At 71.9% G+C, this 16521-nt stretch carries 15 protein-coding genes and 1 riboswitch; of the genes, 7 read left to right on the forward strand and 8 right to left on the reverse strand.

The annotated features are described in order from the left end of the window. Positions 1-83: 83 nt before the first annotated feature. Positions 84-1247, reverse strand: coding sequence for an FAD-dependent oxidoreductase (locus GXP76_RS05565; RefSeq protein ID WP_277993027.1), 1164 nt, complete (start codon positions 1245-1247; stop codon positions 84-86). A 163-nt stretch (positions 1248-1410) separates the two neighbouring features. After that, positions 1411-1525: riboswitch (TPP riboswitch) on the forward strand. Here GXP76_RS05565 and thiO point away from each other — a divergent pair. The 5 genes from thiO to GXP76_RS05590 all read left to right on the forward strand — a co-directional run bounded on the left by thiO (position 1522) and on the right by GXP76_RS05590 (position 6955). Beyond that, positions 1522-2739: a glycine oxidase ThiO gene (thiO, locus tag GXP76_RS05570; RefSeq protein WP_242570285.1), complete on the forward strand. Its 1218-nt coding sequence runs from the start codon at positions 1522-1524 to the stop codon at positions 2737-2739. Its footprint overlaps the riboswitch before it by 4 nt. Continuing rightward, entirely contained in the window at positions 2736-2984 is a 249-nt protein-coding gene (thiS, locus tag GXP76_RS05575; protein WP_242570286.1) for a sulfur carrier protein ThiS, read from the forward strand. Before thiO ends, thiS begins: the two co-directional genes overlap by 4 nt. Before the next feature lie 4 nt (positions 2985-2988). Further along, the gene (locus GXP76_RS05580; protein WP_242570287.1) at positions 2989-3783 is read left to right on the forward strand and encodes a thiazole synthase; all 795 of its coding nucleotides are present in this window, start codon (positions 2989-2991) and stop codon (positions 3781-3783) included. Positions 3784-3922: 139 nt separating this feature from the next. Beyond that, the gene (locus GXP76_RS05585; protein ID WP_242570288.1) at positions 3923-6079 is read left to right on the forward strand and encodes a Stk1 family PASTA domain-containing Ser/Thr kinase; all 2157 of its coding nucleotides are present in this window, start codon (positions 3923-3925) and stop codon (positions 6077-6079) included. A gap of 3 nt (positions 6080-6082) precedes the next feature. Next, positions 6083-6955, forward strand: coding sequence for a deoxyribonuclease IV (locus GXP76_RS05590; RefSeq protein WP_242570289.1), 873 nt, complete (start codon positions 6083-6085; stop codon positions 6953-6955). Positions 6956-6966: 11 nt separating this feature from the next. Here GXP76_RS05590 and GXP76_RS05595 read toward each other — a convergent pair whose 3' ends face one another. Then, positions 6967-7599: a sulfite oxidase-like oxidoreductase gene (locus GXP76_RS05595; protein ID WP_242570290.1), complete on the reverse strand. Its 633-nt coding sequence runs from the start codon at positions 7597-7599 to the stop codon at positions 6967-6969. Positions 7600-7753: 154 nt separating this feature from the next. Between GXP76_RS05595 and bfr the strand changes: the two genes are divergently transcribed. After that, positions 7754-8233, forward strand: a complete 480-nt coding sequence (bfr, locus tag GXP76_RS05600) for a bacterioferritin (protein ID WP_147872509.1) — start codon at positions 7754-7756, stop codon at positions 8231-8233. A gap of 23 nt (positions 8234-8256) precedes the next feature. On the opposite strand, the gene GXP76_RS05605 is transcribed toward bfr, so the two are convergent. Then, positions 8257-8544, reverse strand: coding sequence for a bacterioferritin-associated ferredoxin (locus tag GXP76_RS05605; protein WP_242570291.1), 288 nt, complete (start codon positions 8542-8544; stop codon positions 8257-8259). Positions 8545-8725: 181 nt separating this feature from the next. Further along, positions 8726-10081 (reverse strand): class II 3-deoxy-7-phosphoheptulonate synthase, encoded by a 1356-nt coding sequence (locus GXP76_RS05610; protein WP_147872511.1) that lies wholly within the window; start codon positions 10079-10081, stop codon positions 8726-8728. A 288-nt stretch (positions 10082-10369) separates the two neighbouring features. Between GXP76_RS05610 and GXP76_RS05615 the strand changes: the two genes are divergently transcribed. Next, positions 10370-12370 carry an anthranilate synthase family protein gene (locus GXP76_RS05615; RefSeq protein ID WP_242570292.1) on the forward strand — a complete coding sequence of 667 codons (2001 nt, stop codon included), beginning with the start codon at positions 10370-10372 and terminating at the stop codon, positions 12368-12370. Between the two features lie 132 nt (positions 12371-12502). Here the strand turns inward: GXP76_RS05615 and GXP76_RS05620 are convergent, their stop codons facing one another. The 4 genes from GXP76_RS05620 to GXP76_RS05635 form a co-directional block, all read right to left on the reverse strand. After that, positions 12503-13531 (reverse strand): 6-phosphofructokinase, encoded by a 1029-nt coding sequence (locus GXP76_RS05620; protein WP_242570293.1) that lies wholly within the window; start codon positions 13529-13531, stop codon positions 12503-12505. Between the two features lie 158 nt (positions 13532-13689). Next, positions 13690-14334 carry a response regulator transcription factor gene (locus tag GXP76_RS05625; protein ID WP_242570323.1) on the reverse strand — a complete coding sequence of 215 codons (645 nt, stop codon included), beginning with the start codon at positions 14332-14334 and terminating at the stop codon, positions 13690-13692. An 80-nt stretch (positions 14335-14414) separates the two neighbouring features. After that, a complete protein-coding gene (macS, locus tag GXP76_RS05630) occupies positions 14415-15647 on the reverse strand; it encodes a MacS family sensor histidine kinase (RefSeq protein WP_242570294.1) in 1233 nt (410 codons plus the stop codon). Between the two features lie 100 nt (positions 15648-15747). After that, positions 15748-16452 (reverse strand): 1-acyl-sn-glycerol-3-phosphate acyltransferase, encoded by a 705-nt coding sequence (locus GXP76_RS05635; protein ID WP_242570295.1) that lies wholly within the window; start codon positions 16450-16452, stop codon positions 15748-15750. Between the last annotated feature and the right edge of the window lie 69 nt (positions 16453-16521).

Here is a 16521-nt window from a genome sequence, read left to right on the forward strand (position 1 = left end):
CCGGACTGACAGTCGGAAGCGGAGCCGGGCACGGACTGGGCCGTCGAGCGGTACGTCCTGCCTGGGAGAGCGGCGGGGGACCGTCACAGAGCCGTCAGTTTGAGCGGTACGGCGGGGTCGGCGGCCCGCCGCGTGTCGATCCGCGCACCCGCCGCGACGAGTTTGCGGCCCTGCGTCAGGTCACGCGGTCTGCCGACGGCGAGCAGCGCCACCAGCGCCCCCTCCCGCAGCCAGAGGACGGACCAGGCGGCGCTCGCCGGGTCGCCGCGCCACAGGAGGGTGTCGGCCCGGGCGTGGTGGCCCGCGTACTGCACGAAACGGCCGAACTGCTCGGACCAGAAGTACGGCACGGGGTCGTACGGCGCGTGGGACTCCCCCGCGATGCCGGCGGCGACCGTGCGCGGCCCCTGGAGCGCGTTGTCCCAGTGGTGCACCATCAGCCGCTCGCCGTAGCGGGCCGACGGGAAGGAGGCGCAGTCCCCGACGGCGTACACACCGGGCGCCGAGGCGCGCAGCCGGTCGTCGGCGGTGACGGCCCCCTCGGCGCCGGTCGCGATGCCGGAGCCCGCCAGCCAGGCCGTCGCGGGTCTGGCGCCGATGCCCACGACCACCGCGTCCGCCGCCTGCTCGCGGCCGTCGGCGAGGACCACCCGGCCCGGCTCGACGCTCGCCACGCGCGCGTGGGTGAGGAGTTCGGCGCCGCTCTCCGCGTACCAGTCGGCCATCGGAGTGGCGACCTCGGCGGGCAGGGCGCCGGCGAGCGGATGGGCCGCGGCCTCGACGACGGTCACCTCACAGCCGGCCTCCCTGGCCGCGGTGGTGAACTCGGCGCCGATCCAGCCCGCTCCCACCACGACGACATGGTGCTTGTGGTCGAGGACGGGGCGCAGCCGCGCGGCGTCGTCCAGGGTGCGCAGAAGGTGAACACCGGGGACCCCGTCCGTGCCCGGCAGGGTGATCGGTTCGGCGCCGGTGGCGATGACCAGCGCGTCGTACGGAACCGGTCCCGCCGCCGTGTCCACCTCGTGGTCCGCCGGGCGGACACCGGTCACTTCGAGACCCAGCCGCAGCTCCACCCGGAGCGCGTCGAAGTCCACGTCGAAGGCCGAACTCTCCGCCGCGCCGAGGAGGACGGCCTTGGAGAGAGGGGGCCGGTCGTAGGGCTGGTGGCGCTCGGCGCCGATGAGGGTGACGGGGCCTTCGTGCCCCAGTTCGCGCAGTGCCACGGCGGTCTGCACACCCGCCATTCCCGCGCCCACGACGACGGTGCGCCGCTCGTCCGTCTGCTTCCGCTGCTCGCTCACGCGATCACCTTATGAAACCGGCGGGCCGACGACTCCCTTACAGGGGGCGGGGACAGGGGGTTACCCTGACCCGTGAAGCACTTATCGGCAGTAGCGAACAAGAGACTTCACACCTCGCGGGAGCCCGTACGCACCGGGCTGAGAGGGAGGCTGACGCGGCCTCCGACCGTACGAACCTGATCCGGGTCATGCCGGCGAAGGGAGGAGCTGGACACCCATGCGGTCATCTCACGCTCACCACCGGGAATCCGGCCGGAGCGACGTCCTGGTCGTCGGGGGCGGGATCATCGGCCTCGTCACCGCCTGGCGGGCGGCGCAGCGCGGACTCGCCGTCACCGTCGTCGATCCCGAACCGGGCGGCGGCGCCGCGCGGGTCGCCGCCGGGATGCTCGCCGCCGTCAGCGAACTCGACCACGGCGAACAGACCTTGCTGGGGCTGAACATCGCCTCGGCGCGGCTGTATCCCGATTTCGTCGCCGAACTGGAGTCGGTCACCGGCCGGGACACCGGCTACCGCCCCTGCGGCACGCTCGCCGTCGCTCTCGACAGCGACGACCGGGCGCAGCTGCGTGAACTCCACGCCCTCCAAAGGAGGTCGGGTCTGGAGTCGGAGTGGCTCACCGGCCGCGAGTGCCGGCGGCTGGAGCCGATGCTCGCTCCCGGCGTGCGCGGCGGGCTGCGGATCGACGGGGACCACCAGATCGACCCGCGCAGGCTCGCGACCGCCCTCGTGACGGCCTGCGAGCGGGCGGGGGTGGTCTTCCACCGGGCGTGGGCGGAGCGCCTGCGGGTGGTCCGGGACCGAGCGGCCGGGATCACGGTGAGCGGCGGCTCCGAACTCGGCGCCGGCCAGGTCGTCGTCGCCGGGGGCAGCCTCAGCGGGCGGCTCGCGGGGGTGCCGGACGACGTCGTGCCTCCGGTACGTCCCGTCAAGGGCCAGGTCCTGCGGCTGACGGTGCCGCGCGCGTACGCCCCGTTCCTGTCCCGGACGCTGCGGGCCGAGGTCCGCGGCAGCCACATCTACCTCGTGCCGCGCGAGAACGGCGAACTGGTCGTCGGGGCGACGAGCGAGGAGCTGGGCTGGGACACGACGGTGACGGCGGGCGGCGTGTACGAGCTGCTGCGCGACGCCCACGAACTGCTCCCCGGCATCACCGAACTGCCGCTCACCGAGACCCGCGCCGGGCTGCGTCCGACGTCGCCGGACAACGCGCCGCTGCTCGGACCGACCGCCCTGCCGGGGCTCCACCTGGCCACCGGGCACCACCGAAACGGGGTGCTCCTGACGCCCGTCACCGGCCGGGTGATGGCCACCGTACTCACGACGGGTGAACTCCCGCACGACGCACGGCCCTTCACACCCGGGCGCTTCTCGCCCGGCCGCCCGCCGGCCCCCTCCCCCGCCGTCTCCGCAGGTCAGGAGCAGCACGCATGACCGACACCGTGAACCCGCACAGGTCCGGCGCCGCGCCGGAGTCCCTGACCGTCTCGGTGAACGGAGCGGCCCGTGTCCTCGCCGGCCCCGTCACCCTCGACGTCCTCGTCGCGACCCTCACCGCCGCCCCCTCGGGCGTCGCCGCCGCGCTCAACGAGACCGTCGTCCCGCGCGGGCGCTGGTCCGACACCACCCTGTCCGACGGTGACCGCGTCGAAGTCCTCACCGCCGTCCAAGGAGGCTGACCCGATGTCCGACGACCGGCTCACCATAGGCGGCACCGTCCTCAACTCCCGGCTCATCATGGGGACGGGCGGCGCGCCCAGCCTCGACGTGCTGGAACGGTCCCTGGCCGCCTCCGGCACCGAACTCACGACCGTCGCGATGCGCAGGCTGGACCCGAACGTGCGGGGCTCCGTCCTGTCCGTGCTCGGCCGGCTGGGCATCCGGGTCCTGCCGAACACGGCGGGCTGCTTCACCGCGGGCGAGGCCGTCCTCACCGCGCGGCTCGCCCGCGAGGCGCTGGGCACCGACTGGATCAAGCTGGAGGTGGTGGCCGACGAGCGGACGCTGCTGCCCGATCCGATCGAACTCCTGGACGCCGCCGAGACATTGGTGGACGACGGCTTCACGGTCCTGCCGTACACGAACGACGATCCCGTGCTCGCCAGGAAGCTGGAGGACGTGGGGTGCGCGGCGGTCATGCCGCTCGGCTCCCCGATCGGATCGGGTCTGGGCATCCGCAACCCGCACAACTTCCGGCTGATCACCGATCACGCGCGCGTGCCGGTGATCCTGGACGCGGGGGCGGGTACGGCCTCGGACGCCGCCCTCGCCATGGAGCTGGGCTGCGCGGCCGTCATGCTGGCGTCGGCGGTCACCCGCGCCCAGGAGCCCGTCCTGATGGCCGAGGCGATGCGGCACGCCGTCGAGGCGGGCCGGCTGGCGCACCGCGCGGGGCGCATCGCGCGCCGCCACTTCGCGGACGCCTCGTCTCCCACGGAGGGGCTGGCCGCACTGGACCCGGAGCGCCCGGCCTTCTGAGGCCCCGCGCTCCGGGGGAAGCGGGCGGCGGCCGATTGCCGCGGCGCGGTGCGGGTGCTGTCACAAGACGGCTCCAGTGGCGCGTCGGGCCCGACCCGGGGCTGCGGGAGTGTCGGCGGCGGCTCGTAGACTCGGGCGGGTGGACACGACCCTTAGGGACCCTCTCGTCGGGCAGGTGCTCGACGGCCGTTACCGCGTCGACGCGCGCATCGCCGTCGGCGGCATGGCCACGGTCTACCGGGCCGTCGACACCCGGCTCGACCGGGTCCTCGCCCTGAAGGTCATGCACCCGGCCCTGGCGACCGACGCCACGTTCGTGGAGCGCTTCATCCGCGAGGCCAAGTCCGTCGCGCGGCTCGCGCACCCGAACGTCGTCGGGGTCTTCGACCAGGGCGCCGAGGGCGCGTACGTGTACCTGGCGATGGAGTACGTGGAGGGCTGCACGCTGCGGGACGTCCTGCGCGAGCGCGGCGCCCTCCAGCCGCGTGCGGCCCTCGACATCCTGGAGCCGATGCTGGCCGCGCTGGGCGCCGCCCACCGGGCCGGTTTCATCCACCGGGACATCAAGCCGGAGAACGTCCTGATAGGGGACGACGGCCGGGTCAAGGTCGCCGACTTCGGGCTCGTACGGGCCGTCGGATCGGTCACCAACACCACCGGCACCATCCTCGGCACGGTCTCCTACCTCGCCCCGGAGCAGATCGAGTACGGCACCTCCGACACCCGGGTCGACGTGTACGCGTGCGGTGTCGTCCTGCACGAAATGCTGACCGGCGCCAAACCGCACGGCGGGGACACCCCCGCGCAGGTGCTCTACCTCCATCTGAACGAGGACGTGCCCGCGCCGTCCGCCGCGGTGCCCGGAATGGCGGCCGGGCTGGACGAACTGGTCGCCGCGGCCACCGCCCGCGATCCGGAGCTCCGCCCCGAGGACGCGGTGGCGATGCTGGCGCTGACCCGGCGCACCCGCGCCGCGCTCGACGACGCCCAGCTGGACGCGGTGCCGCCGCGGGCCACCGCGAAGACCTCGCCGGCCGCCCCCGTGACGAAGCGCGGGGCGCGCCGCGCCGGCGGGGCGGTCTCCGGTGCCTCGGAGCCGTCGCAGGACGGCCACGACCGCGACAGCGGGAGCGGGCGCTCCCACGACGCCTCGCCCGCCGCCCCCGGCGCCTCCCGCGGCGCGGCCGCGGGCGGTCACGCGGGCGGCGCCGACGACCGTACGGACGTGATTCCGCGCCTCGTCCGGCTTCCCGTCTCACCGGACGATTCCGGTACCGCCGATCTGTCGGCGGCCTCCCGGGGAGACGACCAGGTCCGCCGCACCAGCCGGCTCACCATGCCGCCGCCGGAGCCCGAGGCGCCGGTGCGGCAGCCGCCCGCGCGCCGCCGCACCGGCAGGATCGCCTCCGCGCCTCGCGGGAGCGTCCTGGCGATCGTGGTCGCCGCGCTGCTGGTGCTCGGTGTGGGCGTCGTTGTCTGGTACATCAACTCGGGCCAGTTCACCCGCGTCCCCTCGCTCCTCGGGCAGACCGAGCAGACGGCGAAGAAGCGCCTGGGTGACGCGGGGCTCGACGCGAGCGTCGAGAAGGACTTCAGCGACACGTTCGAGCGCGGCACGGTCATGCGCACCGACCCGGAGCCCCGGGCGCGGATACGGGGCAACGGGTCGGTGACCCTCGTCATCTCCCGCGGCCCGGAGATCGTGCGGGTCCCGGACCTGACCGGCAAGTCACTGGCCGACGCCAAGGACACGCTGAGGAAGGTCGGGCTGGCGCCCGGCGTCGTCGCCCGGTCCTTCGACGAGAAGACCGATCAGGGCGACATCATCCGCACCCAGCCGAAGGCGGGTACGGAGCTGCGGCCCGACGCGGGCGTGGCGCTGGTCGTCAGCAAGGGCAGGCCGGTCCATGTGCCCGATGTGACCGGCCAGTCCGAGGAGGAGGCGACCGCCTCGCTCGAAGACGCGGGACTCGACGTGAAGATCGCGGCCGAGCGCGTCAACTCACCCGAGGAATCCGGAGCGGTGGCCAGGCAGTCCGCGAAGGAGGGCAGCAGGCTCGCCCGCGGCGACACCGTCACGCTGACGATCTCCAAGGGTCCCCGGATGCTCACCGTGCCGGACGTCACGGGGAAGTCGATAGACGCGGCAAGGAGCGAACTGAACGCCGCGGGCTTCGAGGTAGAGGTCGACCGGAGCTTCCCGTTCCTGGACGACACCGTGGCCAAGCAGTCCGTCGGGGGCGGCGAGAAGGCCGCCGAGGGCAGCACCGTCACCATCACGACCAAGGGGATCTGAGGCTTGACGCTCCCCGACCGCCCGCGCAATCTTGTCGGCGGCCATGTTCCGGTGGCGGGCGGTCTCGCCCGCGTGGGGCTGGCCTGGGCGCGTGACATCGGCGCCGAGACCGTCCAGGTCTTCGTGGCCAATCCGCGCGGCTGGGCGACGCCCGCCGGGAATCCGGCCCAGGACGAGCTGTTCCGGGACCGATGCGCCGCCGAGGGTCTGTCCGCGTACGTCCACGCGCCGTATCTGATCAACTTCGGCTCCCACACACCGGAGACGGCGGAGAGGTCGGTGCACTCCCTGCGGCACAGCCTGCGCCGGGGCCGGGAGATCGGCGCCCGGGGCGTCGTCGTGCACACGGGCTCGGCGACCGGCGGACGGCCGCGCGAGGTGGCGCTCGCGCAGGTACGGGAGCGGATGCTGCCGCTCCTCGACGAGCTGACGCACGACGACGACCCGTATCTGCTGCTGGAGGCGACCGCGGGGCAGGGCTCCTCGCTCTGCTCGCTCGCCGAGGACTTCGGTCCGTACTTCGACGCGCTCGACGCGCATCCCCGGCTCGGCATCTGCCTCGACACGTGCCACGTCTTCGCGGCGGGCCACGATCTGGCCGCGCCGCACGGGACGCACCGGACGCTGGACAGGCTGGTGGAGACGGTGGGTCCGGGCAGGCTCAGGCTGATCCACGCCAACGACTCCAAGGACGTGTCGGGCGCCCGTAAGGACCGGCACGTGAACATCGGCGCGGGCCATATCGGTGAGGCGCCGTTCCGGGCGCTGTTCTCGCATCCGGCGACCGAGGGCGTGCCGTTGGTGATCGAGACCCCCGGCGGCAAGGAAGGCCACGCGGCGGATGTCGCCCTGCTGAAGAAGCTCCGCGACTCGTAGGCGAGACGCCTCTACAGCTCCGGGCCGTCCCCGGGGCCTTCCTGGTAGGAGTAGCGCTGCTCGCTCCAGGGGTCGCCGATGTTGTGATAGCCGCGCTCCTCCCAGAAGCCGCGGCGGTCGGCGGTCATGTATTCCACACCACGGACCCATTTCGGGCCCTTCCACGCATAAAGGTGCGGCACGACGAGCCGCAGTGGAAATCCGTGTTCGGCGGTGAGGAGTTCGCCCCCGTTGTGCGTGGCGAATACGGTCCGTTCCGAGGTGAAATCGGCAAGACGGACATTCGCGCTGTAGCCGTACTCGGCCCAGACCATGACATGGGTGACGTTCGGCGCCGGCGGAGCGAGTTCCAGGATCGTACGGGCGAGCACGCCGCCCCATTCGGCCCCGAGCATGCTGAATTTTGTCACGCAATGAAGATCGGCAACGACCGTCGAGAACGGCAGGGCCGAGAACTCCTCGTGATTCCAGCAGCGCTTGTCCCCGTCGGCCGTGGCGCCGAAGACGCGGAACTCCCAGCGCTCGGGCCTGAACTTGGGCACGGGACCGTAATGCGTGACAGGCCAGCCGCGCTGGAGCCGCTGCCCCGGCGGAAGCCCGGACTGCGCCGACTCCCGTTCTTCCCGGCTCCGCGGCTGACCCATGCCTTCCATGGTGACAGACCACGAAGGGTGGTCATGACCAGGTACAGCCCGATTCGGGCAACTGCTACTAAGTACGGCCTTACTGGACGCCCTTCGGACGTCGGTGCGAGGATGCGCGCATCCCGGCCAGTCCCCGTTGGAAGGAGCCTCTGCGATGCAGGGCGACCCCGAGGTCATCGAGTTCCTCAATGAGCAGCTGACCGCCGAATTGACAGCGATCAACCAGTACTTCCTGCACGCCAAAATGCAGGAGAACTTCGGCTGGACGAAGCTCGCCAAGTACACACGGTCCGAGTCCTTCGACGAGATGAAGCACGCGGAGATCCTGACCGACCGAATTCTCTTCCTGGAGGGCCTGCCGAATTACCAGCGGCTTTTCCATGTACGGATCGGCCAGACGGTCACCGAGATGTTCAACGCCGACCGGCAGATCGAGGTGGAGGCGATCGACAGGCTCCGGCGCGGGGTCGACGTCATGCGCGCCAAGGGCGACATCACGTCGGCGAAGATCTTCGAGTCGATCCTCGCGGACGAGGAGCACCACATCGACTATCTCGACACCCAGCTCGAACTGGTCGAGAAGCTCGGTGAGGCGCTGTACATCGCACAGCTGATCGAGCAGCCCGACAGCTGACCGGTCTGGGCGGCGCCGGTGCGTCAGGCGGCTTCCAGGCCCGCCGACGTGCCCACCGCCCGTACGGCGGCCGCCTGCGCGACGGCCGTCTCCACGGCGGAGGTGCCCACGGTGGCCGGCGAGGAGAGCTCACGGCGCGGGCAGGCGCCGCGGCCGAGTATCGACTGGATGCTGCGCACGCACGAACCGCAGTCCGTGCCGGCTTTCGAGGCGGAGGCGATCTGGCGGGGGGTGCACGCACCCGCCTCCGCGTGGTCCCGGACCTGCTTCTCGGTGATGCCGAAGCACGAGCAGACGTACACGCGGTTCACCTCCCGGCGGGATCGTTGGCTGGCGCCGTCCCCGTTGGCACGGTGAGGCAAACCTAACCTTACCTGCCGTCCCGGTGCGCGCGAAAGGCCCCCGTACGAGGGTGGGGCGCGGATCACATCGCGATCCGCGCCCCACTCCTTCGTACTGCTCCGCGTGCCCGGCCGCGCCCGGCCCGGTGCGCTACTGCGCCCGGTACATCTCCGCGACGAGGAAGGCCAGGTCGAGCGACTGGCTGCGGTTGAGCCGGGGGTCGCAGGCCGTCTCGTACCGCTGGTGGAGGTCGTCGACGAAGATCTCGTCGCCGCCGCCCACGCACTCGGTGACGTCCTCGCCGGTCAGCTCCACGTGGATGCCGCCGGGGTGCGTGCCCAGGCCCTTGTGGACCTCGAAGAAGCCCTTGACCTCGTCCAGCACGTCGTCGAACCGGCGGGTCTTGTGGCCGGACGCCGCCTCGAAGGTGTTGCCGTGCATCGGGTCGGTCACCCACGCCACGGTCGCGCCGGACGCGGTCACCTTCTCGACCAGCTCGGGAAGCTTGTCCCTGACCTTGTCGGCGCCCATCCGGACGATGAACGTCAGCCGGCCGGGCTCACGCTCGGGGTCGAGCCGGTCGACGTAGCTGAGCGCGTCGTCGACCGACGTCGTCGGGCCGAGCTTGATACCGATCGGGTTGGCGATCTTCGAGGCGAACTCGATGTGCGCGCCGTCCAGTTGACGGGTGCGCTCACCGATCCAGACCATGTGGCCCGAGACGTCGTACAGCTTGCCGGTGCGCGAGTCCACTCGGGTCAGCGCCGACTCGTAGTCGAGCAGCAGGGCCTCGTGCGAGGAGAAGAACTCGACCGTGCGGAACTCCGCCGGGTCGGTGCCCGCCGCCTTCATGAAGTTCAGCGCGTTGTCGATCTCGCGGGCGAGACGCTCGTAACGCTGGCCGGACGGGGACGACTTCACGAAGTCCTGGTTCCAGGCGTGCACCTGGCGCAGGTCCGCGTAACCGCCGGTGGTGAAGGCGCGCACCAGGTTGAGCGTCGCGGCGGACGCGTTGTACATCCGCTTAAGCCGCTCGGGGTCCGGGACCCTGGCCGCCTCGGTGAAGGCGAAGCCGTTGACGGAGTCACCGCGGTAGGTGGGCAGCGTCACACCGTCACGCGTCTCGGTGGGCTTGGAACGCGGCTTCGAGTACTGCCCGGCGATCCTGCCGACCTTCACCACCGGCACGGAGGCCGCGTAGGTGAGGACGGCGCCCATCTGGAGCAGCGTCTTGAGCTTGCTGCGGATCTGTTCGGCGGACACGCCGTCGAAGGCCTCGGCGCAGTCGCCTCCCTGGAGCAGGAACGCCTCACCCTTGGCGACGGCGCCCATCCTGGCGCGCAGTTGGTCGCACTCGCCCGCGAAGACGAGCGGAGGATAGCTTTCCAGCTCCGCGACGGCGGCGCGCAGGGCCTCGGCATCGGGATACTCGGGCTGCTGCGCCGCGGGGAGGTCTCGCCAGGTCGCCTGTGCGGCGGGTGCTCGGGTGTCAGCGTTCACGGTCACGTGGACAACATTACGGGTTCCGGGCAGCCGTCCACGCCGACTCTCAGTGGATGAGACGGATGTCCACCCTCGTGTCGCAGGCGGGCGGTGTCGGTTAGGATCCGCTCCATGTTGACGCAGCTGAACCAGGCTTGGTGGTGGACCGCACATCCGGCGGTCCGCTGATTCACGCGCGCAACACCGAATCGCAAGGCCGCCCGAGGGGCGGCCTTCCGTGTTTCCCGGCCCGCCGGCCGACACGGACCGGGATCCGGGGCCGTTCCTCCTCTCCGGAAGGAACCACCCCGTATGCGCACCGACCCCGCCCGCACCGACCCCGCCCGCGCCGGCACCGCGCGCCCCGGCACCGCCGGTCTGATCGCCCGGCTCCTGCGCGACGACTGCCCGCCCTTCGCCCTGCTGCGCCGCCGCACGCCGGGGCGCGACCACGACACCGTGGAACTGTTCGTCGGCGACGTGCGCGAGGTGCGCCGGCTGGCCGACATCCCCGCCGGTGACGAGCGCCCCTCGCTCGCCCTGATCCCGTTCCGGCAGATCCGGGAGCGCGGCTTCGAGGCGCACGACGACGGCACCCCGCTGTCGGTGCTGGTGGCGGACGAGTCGTACGAGCTGCCGCTCGCCGACGTCCTCGCGCACCTCCCCGCCCACCCGGTCCGGGTCGAGGACGGTGCCTTCGACGTCGACGACGAGCGGTACGCGGACATCGTCCGGCGTGTCGTCGAGAACGAGATCGGCCGGGGCGAGGGGGCGAACTTCGTCGTCCGGCGGACCTTCGAGGGCCGGATCCCCGGTTTCGGTCGGAGCGACGCGCTGGCGCTTTTCCGGCGGCTGCTGGCCGGTGAGCGGGGCGCGTACTGGACCTTCGTGGTCCACACCGGAGGAGGGAAGGGGCGGGAGAGCGGCGGGCGGACGCTGGTCGGGGCGAGCCCCGAGGCGCATGTGCGGATGAGCGGCGGCACGGTCGTGATGAATCCGATCAGCGGCACGTTCCGCTATCCGCCCGGGGGGCCGACCACCAAGGCGCTGCTCGACTTCCTCGGCGACCGCAAGGAGACCGACGAACTGTCGATGGTCGTCGACGAGGAACTGAAGATGATGTGCACCGTCGGTGACATGGGCGGGGTGGTCGTCGGGCCGCGGCTCAAGGAGATGGCCCATCTCGCGCACACGGAGTACGAGTTGCGCGGGCGCAGCTCGCTCGACGTCCGCGACGTGCTGCGGGAGACGATGTTCGCCGCGACCGTCACCGGATCCCCGGTGGAGAACGCCTGTCGGGTCATCGCGCGGTACGAGCCGCCGGGGCGGGACGGTGCCGGGCGCGGCTACTACGCGGGCGCGCTGGCCCTCGTGGGACGGGACGCGGGCGGCGCGCAGACGCTCGACTCCCCCATCCTGATCCGGACCGCGGACATCGACGCCGGCGGCCGGCTGCGCGTGCCGGTCGGGGCGACGCTCGTACGGCACTCCGATCCGGCGGGCGAGGTCGCGGAGACCCACGCCAAGGCGGCGGGGGTGCTGGCGGCGCTGGGCGTGCACGCGGGGCGGCCGGGCGGCGCCCCTGTACAGAAGTCGCTCGCCGACGACCTGCGGGTGCGGGCCGCGCTGGACTCGCGGCGGGCGCATCTGGCGCCGTTCTGGCTGAGGATGCAGGAGCGCTCGGCGTCCCTGTCGGGGCACGCGCTGGTCATCGACAGCGAGGACACCTTCACGGCGATGCTCGCGCACCTGCTGCGGTCCGCCGGCCTGGACGTGACCGTACGCCGCTACGACGAACCGGGCCTCGGTGAGAAGGCCGTGCTTTCGCACCGGGGACCGGTGGTGCTGGGCCCCGGCCCGGGGGATCCGGCGGACCCCGTCGACCCCCGGATGCGTACGCTGCGGGCGCTGACCGCCGCGCTGCTGCGCGAGCACCGGGGCGGGCTGCTGGGCGTCTGCCTCGGCAACGAGCTGATCGCGGCGGAGCTGGGCCTGCCAACCGCGCGCAAGCGGGAGCCGTACCAGGGGGCGCAGACCCGGATCGAACTCTTCGGCAGGACGGAGACCGTCGGCTTCTACAACAGCTTCACCGCCCGCTGCGACGACGCGCGGGCGGCGGAGCTGGCGGCGCGCGGCATCGAGGTGAGCCGTGACGGCGCGGGAGAGGTGCACGCGCTGCGGGGGCCGGGCTTCGCCGGGGTGCAGTTCCACCCGGAGTCCGTGCTGACGCTGCGCGGCCCTCAGATCGTGGGCGGGCTCGTCGCCGATGCGATGCGCGGCAGCGGGGCGGGGCGGCGGCGCGAGGTGCGCTGACCCGGAGGGCCGTTCACGGGGCCGGGGGACGGCCGGTCGCCGGCCGGCCCTCGATCGCCGGACGGGCTGTGATGGCAGCCGTCCGGCGATCGAGGGAACGGGCGGCCCGCGAGCCGCCTTCGCGCCGATCGGTCAGCCGAAGAAGACGCCGACTTCTTGGTAGAGCTCCGGCTGGACGGTCTTGAGCTCCGCGATCGCCTCCGAGATCGGGACGCGCACGATGTCCGTGCCGCGCAGGGCGACCATCTTGCCGAAGTCGCCCTCCTTCACCGCGTCGATCGCGTGCAGCCCGAACCGCGTGGCCAGCCAGCGGTCGAAGGCGCTCGGTGTGCCACCGCGCTGCACATGGCCGAGGACCGTGGTCCGCGCCTCCTTGCCGGTGCGCTTCTCGATCTCCTTGGCAAGCCATTCACCGACGCCCGACAGCCGTACATGGCCGAAGGAGTCCAGCGTGCCGTCCTTGAGGATCACCTCGCCGTCCTTGGGCATCGCGCCCTCGGCGATGACGACGATCGGCGCGTACGAGGCCTTGAAACGCGACGTCACCCAGGCACAGACCTGGTCGATGTCGAAGCGCTGCTCCGGGATGAGGATGACGTTCGCGCCGCCCGCCAGGCCCGAGTGCAGGGCGATCCAGCCCGCGTGCCGCCCCATCACCTCGCAGACGAGGACGCGCATGTGGGACTCGGCCGTGGTGTGGAGGCGGTCGATCGCCTCGGTCGCGATGCCGACCGCCGTGTCGAATCCGAAGGTGTAGTCGGTCGCCGAAAGGTCGTTGTCAATGGTCTTGGGCACGCCCACACAGGGAATGCCGTGCACGTCGGAGAGCTGGGCCGCCACGCCCAGGGTGTCCTCGCCGCCGATCACGATGAGCGCGTCGACCTCGCTGCTCGCGAGGTTCTCCTTGATCCGGCGGATCCCGTCCGCCGCCTTGAGCGGATTGGTGCGCGAGGATCCGAGGATGGTGCCGCCGCGGGGCAGGATGCCTCGCACGGTGGGGATGTCGAGCCGTACGGTGTCGCCTTCCAGCGGTCCTCGCCAGCCGTCCCGGAAGCCGGTGAACTCGTACCCGTACTCCGTGACGCCCTTGCGCACGATGCCACGAATGACCGCATTGAGCCCTGGGCAGTCGCCGCCCCCGGTCAATACTCCGACCCGCATGGAAACACTTCCCTTCGCCGTCGGTGACGCACCTGAGCCACGCCTGAGTGACACAGGTCACCCCGGCATGGTGCGCAGGGTCATTTCCGTAGCACCAGAGGGCGGTGGGAGGTGGTTGCGCGAGGGGCGCGGACGGGGCCGTACGGAACGCTCTCGCGTCAGACGTCGTCGAGGCCGCGTTCGATGGCGTACCGCACCAGCTCCACGCGGTTGTGGAGCTGGAGCTTGCCGAGGGTGTTCTGCACGTGGTTCTGCACCGTCCGGTGCGAGATGACCAGGCGCTCGGCGATCTGCTTGTACGAGAGCCCCTTGGCGACCAGGCGCAGCACCTCGGTCTCGCGCTCGGTCAGCTGAGGTGCCTTGGGCTCGTCCGACGCCGCGGGGGCGGGCTCGGAGGCGAGCCTGCGGTACTCGCCGAGGACCAGCCCGGCGAGTCCGGGGGTGAAGACCGGGTCGCCGACGGCGGTGCGCCGCACCGCGTCCGTCAGCTCGGCCGTACTGGCCGACTTCAGCAGATAGCCCGTGGCGCCCGACTTCACCGCTTCGAGTACGTCGGCGTGCTCGCCGCTCGCCGAGAGGACCAGCACGCGCAGGCCGGGCAGGCTGCCGACCAGTTCCTTGCAGACCTGGACGCCGGGCATGCCGGGCAGGTTGAGGTCGAGGACGATCACGTCGGGGGTGGTGGCCGTCGCGCGGCGCACCGCCTGGGGGCCGTCGCCCGCCGTCGCCACGACGTCGAACCCCGCCTCGGTCAGGTCGCGGGCGACGGCGTCGCGCCACATCGGGTGGTCGTCGACGACCATCACGCGCGTCGCGCCGTCAGTGGCCTTCTCCGTGGCCCTCTCCGCGTCCGTGCCCCGCTCGTCGCCGTCCGTGTGCTCGCTCATCGCTCCGCCTTCCCCCGTGGAACCTTCAACTCGACTTCCGTGCCCTGGCCGGGGACCGAGATCAGCTCGGCCGTGCCGCCCAACTCGCGCAACCGCCCCCGGATCGACAGCGCGACACCGAGGCGCCCCTCGCCCTCGGCCTGCGCGAGCCGGCCCTCCGGGATGCCGGGGCCGTCGTCCCTGACGGTCACGATCACCTCGTCCGGCGAGTCCTCGACCAGGATCCAGGACCGCGCGCCGTCTCCGGCGTGCTTGCGGACATTGTCCAGTGCGGCACCGACAGCCGCCGTCAGCTCCCGTGCGGCGGCGGGCGGCAGCAGGACGGGTGCGCCCGGCTCGGCGAGTGTCACCGCGGAGCCGGAGAGCGGCGCCAGCAGCGTACGCAGATCCCACCGCCGGTCCTCGTCGGGGGCGTCGCCGTCCTCGCCTTCCAAGGAGGGCGCGTCGTCGGCGGTGCCCACCACCGCCCCGGGTGAACCGTCCCGCGAGGTGCGGCTGGTCGGCACGAGTCCGCTGGAGACCAGCGTCCGCAGGGCGATCTCCTGCTCCCCGGCCATGCGGCCCAGCTCCGCCGCCTCGCCCCCGAGTGCCGTTCCGCGCCGCTGCACCATCGCCAGTACCTGAAGGACGCTGTCGTGGATGTCGCGTGCCAGGCGCTCCCGCTCGCGGGTCGCGGCCTCGATCTCCAGGGCGCGCGCCAGCGTGCGCTCCGAGGCGCGGGCGACCTCGACGATGTAGCCGATCGCGATGGACGCCACCCACACCAGCAGCACGTTGTGCAGCGTGTCGCGGCTGGGGGTACCGCGCCCGACCAGGTTGGCGACGGCGACGAGCGAGGAGGCGAAGGCCGCCCAGCGCCAGCCGCCCTTGACGGCGAAGGCGAGGACGGAGCCCGCGGTCCATATGGTCGGCAGGGTGGGGCCGTCCATGTACCGCGCCTGCACGTCCACGACCGGGGTGAGCAGGATGCCGACGAGCGCGATGGTGAGGTCGACGCCCAGGAAACGCTTGGTGCAGCTGACGGCGTTGGCCACCTTGGGCAGCGTGACGACCGTCCAGACGACGAGAAGGGCGAGGAATCCGGCGGCGAGCCAGGGGCGCTCGAACTTGTCGCGCCCGAAGGCGAAGATCAGGACGGCGTAGACCATCGTGAGCAGGCGGTACGCGGTGAGCGCGCGCCACAGCGGCTGCTCGACCGACATACGTACGACGTCCCCGCGTCTGGCCACGTGTCCCCCCACCCCCGGTGTCACGATGTGTCCTCCTGGCAGCCGGCCCGCTGCCCCGGCGCGCTGCCGTCCCGTCGGCCCCGGCCGGCCGGACCGGTTCTCAACTCGCCTTGGTCTTCGCCTCTTCGGCGATCCTGCGCTTGGCCGCCGTCGCGTAGATGTCGACGTACTCCTGGCCCGAGAGCTTCATGATCTCGTACATGACCTCGTCGGTCAGCGAACGCAGGATGAAGCGGTCCCCCTCCATGCCCTGGTACCGGCTGAAGTCCAGCGGCTCGCCGATCCTGATCCCCGGCCGCATCAGCTTCGGCACGACCGTGCCCGGCGGCTGGATCTTCTCCGTGTCGATCATGGCGACCGGGATGACGGGCGCGCCGGTGGCGAGCGCCACGCGCGCGAGGCCGCCGGGCTTGCCCCGGTAGAGCCGGCCGTCGGGCGACCGGGTGCCCTCCGGGTAGATGCCGAAGAGTTCGCCGCGCTCCAGTACCGCTATGCCGCTCTTGATGGCCGCCTCGCCCGCGCCGCGCGCTCCGGAGCGGTCGACCGGAAGCTGGCCGACCCCTTTGAAGAACGCGGCCGTGAGCCGCCCCTTCACACCCGGCGAGGTGAAGTACTCCGCCTTGGCGATGAAGGTGACCTTCCGGGTCAGTACCGCGGGGAGGAAGAACGAGTCCGAGAACGAGAGATGGTTGCTCGCGAGGATCGCGGGCCCCTCCTCGGGAATGTTCTCGATGCCCTCCACCCAAGGTCTGAAAGCGAGCTTGAGCGATCCTCCGATGGAGAACTTCATCGCGCCGTAGATCAACTCGGGTGCCTCCTGTGTGCTGTCGACCGACCTTAACCCGAGGGGCGCGCGCGGGTTCCTTCACGGGGC

Source organism: Streptomyces sp. NP-1717 (genome assembly GCF_022695985.1).
GTDB lineage: Bacteria > Actinomycetota > Actinomycetes > Streptomycetales > Streptomycetaceae > Streptomyces.

What these genes read in the sequence shown, in the direction of transcription:
- GXP76_RS05565 (WP_277993027.1), bottom strand. Translation starts at nt 1,247, where the DNA reads ATGGCGGGTGTGCAGACCGCCGTGGCACTGCGCGAACTGGGGCACGAA.
- thiO (WP_242570285.1), top strand. Translation starts at nt 1,522, where the DNA reads ATGCGGTCATCTCACGCTCACCACCGGGAATCCGGCCGGAGCGACGTC.
- thiS (WP_242570286.1), top strand. Translation starts at nt 2,736, where the DNA reads ATGACCGACACCGTGAACCCGCACAGGTCCGGCGCCGCGCCGGAGTCC.
- GXP76_RS05580 (WP_242570287.1), top strand. Translation starts at nt 2,989, where the DNA reads ATGTCCGACGACCGGCTCACCATAGGCGGCACCGTCCTCAACTCCCGG.
- GXP76_RS05595 (WP_242570290.1), bottom strand. Translation starts at nt 7,599, where the DNA reads ATGGGTCAGCCGCGGAGCCGGGAAGAACGGGAGTCGGCGCAGTCCGGG.
- bfr (WP_147872509.1), top strand. Translation starts at nt 7,754, where the DNA reads ATGCAGGGCGACCCCGAGGTCATCGAGTTCCTCAATGAGCAGCTGACC.
- GXP76_RS05615 (WP_242570292.1), top strand. Translation starts at nt 10,370, where the DNA reads ATGCGCACCGACCCCGCCCGCACCGACCCCGCCCGCGCCGGCACCGCG.
- GXP76_RS05620 (WP_242570293.1), bottom strand. Translation starts at nt 13,531, where the DNA reads ATGCGGGTCGGAGTATTGACCGGGGGCGGCGACTGCCCAGGGCTCAAT.
- GXP76_RS05625 (WP_242570323.1), bottom strand. Translation starts at nt 14,334, where the DNA reads ATGGTCGTCGACGACCACCCGATGTGGCGCGACGCCGTCGCCCGCGAC.